Annotated in this window: 4 protein-coding genes and 1 pseudogene; 1 reads left to right on the forward strand and 4 read right to left on the reverse strand. The window is 35.3% G+C overall.

Annotated features, from left to right (window positions below; translation table 11 throughout):
- Positions 1 to 293 (forward strand): annotated as a pseudogene (locus V7137_RS26880) (hypothetical protein); the annotation flags it as partial.
- Between the two features lie 104 nt (positions 294 to 397).
- Here V7137_RS26880 and V7137_RS26885 read toward each other — a convergent pair.
- The 4 genes from V7137_RS26885 to V7137_RS26900 form a co-directional block, all read right to left on the reverse strand.
- Positions 398 to 910 carry a GNAT family N-acetyltransferase gene (locus V7137_RS26885; protein ID WP_335700910.1) on the reverse strand — a complete coding sequence of 171 codons (513 nt, stop codon included), beginning with the start codon at positions 908 to 910 and terminating at the stop codon, positions 398 to 400.
- A gap of 97 nt (positions 911 to 1007) precedes the next feature.
- Entirely contained in the window at positions 1008 to 1427 is a 420-nt protein-coding gene (locus V7137_RS26890; RefSeq protein ID WP_335700911.1) for a hypothetical protein, read from the reverse strand.
- 329 nt (positions 1428 to 1756) lie between these two features.
- The gene (locus V7137_RS26895; RefSeq protein ID WP_335700912.1) at positions 1757 to 1966 is read right to left on the reverse strand and encodes a hypothetical protein; all 210 of its coding nucleotides are present in this window, start codon (positions 1964 to 1966) and stop codon (positions 1757 to 1759) included.
- 580 nt (positions 1967 to 2546) lie between these two features.
- Positions 2547 to 2795: a hypothetical protein gene (locus V7137_RS26900; RefSeq protein WP_335700913.1), complete on the reverse strand. Its 249-nt coding sequence runs from the start codon at positions 2793 to 2795 to the stop codon at positions 2547 to 2549.
- Positions 2796 to 3101 lie beyond the last annotated feature (306 nt).

A 3101-nucleotide genomic window follows, 5' to 3' on the forward strand; every position in this document is an offset into this window, starting at 1 on the left:
CACAAACTACATTATCTGGACAGTTAAACAATTTTGCAAAAATCGAAAATGATATACTAAACGCTGTAAACAAAAATAGCTTTGCTTCAGCGAAAAAAGGGGCAGATGAATTAGAACATCAATGGGACACACAGGAACCTAAGCTTCGAAAAATCGATGGCGCTACATGGACGAAAATTGATGGAACAATTGATGTTGTATTAGCAGCAGTTCGTTCATCGAATCCTGATGTAAACAAGTGTAAAACAGCACTTAACAATTCACTTAGTACCATAAACGCAGCAAATAAATAATAATCTTAGGAATCGCCAATCGCGGTTCCTTTTTAAATAGAACTCTTATTAAACTGCCCCGTTAGCTTAAGTACATTCCTTCACAAACACTTTTGAAAAATCAGCTATTGTCCAATTAAGTTATAACGCCAATTATTGCACCGCATAAAGCTTCCTGGAGGATATTCAAATTCGCATTCACAGATAAACTGAAAATCAAGCTTACGACAAATTGCATTAGAAGCAGGATTATCAATCGATGGGAATGCGTGAATGTATTTATATTTGTTCTCACTAGATGCTTCTTCTATTGCTAACTTTACTGCTTTTGTAGCTATTCCTTTCCCTTGATACGAGGGTAGAACGCTCCATCCAGTTTCATATACACTATCCTTATTCCTTGTAGTTTTCCAATAACCCACAGAACCTACTGTTTCTAATTCTGATAACAATTTAATGCTGAAGATACGTCCTCTATTACCAAGCTCAAGATATCGTTTATGTCGCTTCAAAATCTGCTCTTTACTCTCTGGACCACCAAGATGCTGCATCATTTCTGGAGCGTTTATACGAAAAAGTAAATCAAGGTCTTTATCCTCCCAAGGCTTTATCTGAATAATATGGTTACTTACTTCCAAATTTTTTTCATCCCCTCTCCACTTATTATTTACTCTTTCTTTACGAAAGCTAAAAATCCTCTATTTAATGATATTATTGTTTAACTAAACTGCCACGTTAGTGGAACAAGAAAAAGGAGCCGTAGCGATCACCGTTCTTTAACTCTTGCACCGGATAGTTTAAGTGGAATCCTTCACAATCTCTTTTACACCTTAATATAACTCCAATCCCTAATAAGTGTTGTTCCAGAATCAGCAGAATAATAGCTGCAACCATAATAAAAAGCATTGGTAAAAACATATTGGTAAGCACACTATATGTCTTTTCAACAGACAATATCGATTTATCAAAAGCTTCTCGGAAGATATTAGCAAAGCTGAAGGAAAAGTTACCCATCATCTCATCTCGAAGCTCTTGATAGCCTCGGTGCTTAATTGGGGATGTCAACATATCAGCAAGGAGGAATAATCCTATTGCAGCGCCTACCCCAAATGTATAGGCAATATATTGCCAAGCCACTTCTAATTTCTCGAACATATTTCCACCTCCTTCCATCCTTTCTATTACAGAATATGTAATCTAGGCTGAAAGTTGGGCAATTTAAGATATAAAAAAAAGCGCCTTATTCGGGCGCATAATTGCTTCTTGAAAACTTTATTTTATTTTCTTATACTATAGCCCCCATTAGCCATCCATAAAGCAGATCTTCACCACAGAAAATGAAAGATAATTATGTTCTTTCAAGGTAGTTTAAGAAGGAATCTAAACCTCCCCCTTTGTGAAATCCACTTTTATTCCCCCTATAAAATAAAAATAGTGCCAACTTCTCTTTAATAGAAATCGGCACTTCGTTTATTCGCTATACGTTATCGAGACGCTTTTGGCGGTTGGCACACGTCACATTTACGATGGTTATTATTTTTAAATTTCGTAAATGTTTTTTCAAAGTTGCTACCACATTCACATTTAAATAGTAAATTTTGAGAAAAACCGTGATATTCCGTCGTTAGCAACTTACTTTCCGAATTTTTCTCAACAAAATCTTTAATTTTACCAATCGTCCATCGTTTATTCATTCTTTTACACCTCCATATTTGATCGCTATTCGGAGGCTTTTCTTGGCATCCGTTAAATTATAAGTAAAAGTAGTAATTTTCCTAAGTTACTCATTATAACATGAGCTGGCACTCAATTAAACAGATGGAAGGTATCTTGTTAATCTATCCTGCTCCGTTAGTTTAACAAGAAAATCAATTCCAGTCTTTTATAGACCTTACTAAAAAGCCTTTATCATTAGAAAGGAAGTTAACATCATTACTTTTCTCGGTAAAACGTATACCCTTCTCCTTGTAAGATTACATTTAATTCTTTTATATCTTCCTCTAACGCTTAATTCAGCCTAAACAATGCCATTTCCTTCGCCCTTTCTCGTGTGGTACCATAGCAGTTCCAAAGTGAGCAATCCTTGGTGCTTGCCATAGCCATGTAGCAATCGCCGTGATCATAAATTCTTAATTTAATAAGTTTTCCTTTATCAAAAAGCACATCTTTGCCTCACACCTTATTAGTTTATATGTGTGTATTAGACAAAAATTGACAGATTGCTTGTTGCGAAATTGTGAATTAAAATAAACCTTTCTCAATCATCGAGAGGGCTTAAAAGGGTAAATTATCGTTCATTATCCTTTTCAAATCTTGTTTCTCCAATTCCTTCACTAACTCGGTAATATCCTTATCACCGTCCACAATAACTTTCTCTAATTCTGCCCGATAAGACATTTCTTTTTTGATCTGTTTCCACCACTGGAGAGCAATTTGTTCAGGTTTTCTGCCCTTTAACGGGATGGAGTTATACTGTACTGATTTAATGTCAGTCTTATAATGAATTTCAATCATAATGTTCATTATCTTCATCCTTATCAAAATCGGTCAATAGTTTATGTTGCTTACTTTAATTCAATCAAAGAATCAATTAGCTGCGCCTAGTAAATGATTTTTATAATGCTTTAAAGATTGTTTGCTTATAAAGATTATTATGTGCCAGTGTAGGAGTTATTGACCGTTATACTCATTGCAACAGAAACAAAAACCATTGCGTAAGCATTGTGCTGGTCAAATTCCTCGGTTTCGTATTCGTCTTTTTTCTGCTTTGCCATACCCTCCTGACCCTTAAACATCGCTCGGTGCATCTCGAATGCTAACGGCATGAAT

Source organism: Neobacillus drentensis, from assembly GCF_036962765.1.
Classification (GTDB): domain Bacteria; phylum Bacillota; class Bacilli; order Bacillales; family Cytobacillaceae; genus Neobacillus; species Neobacillus drentensis_C.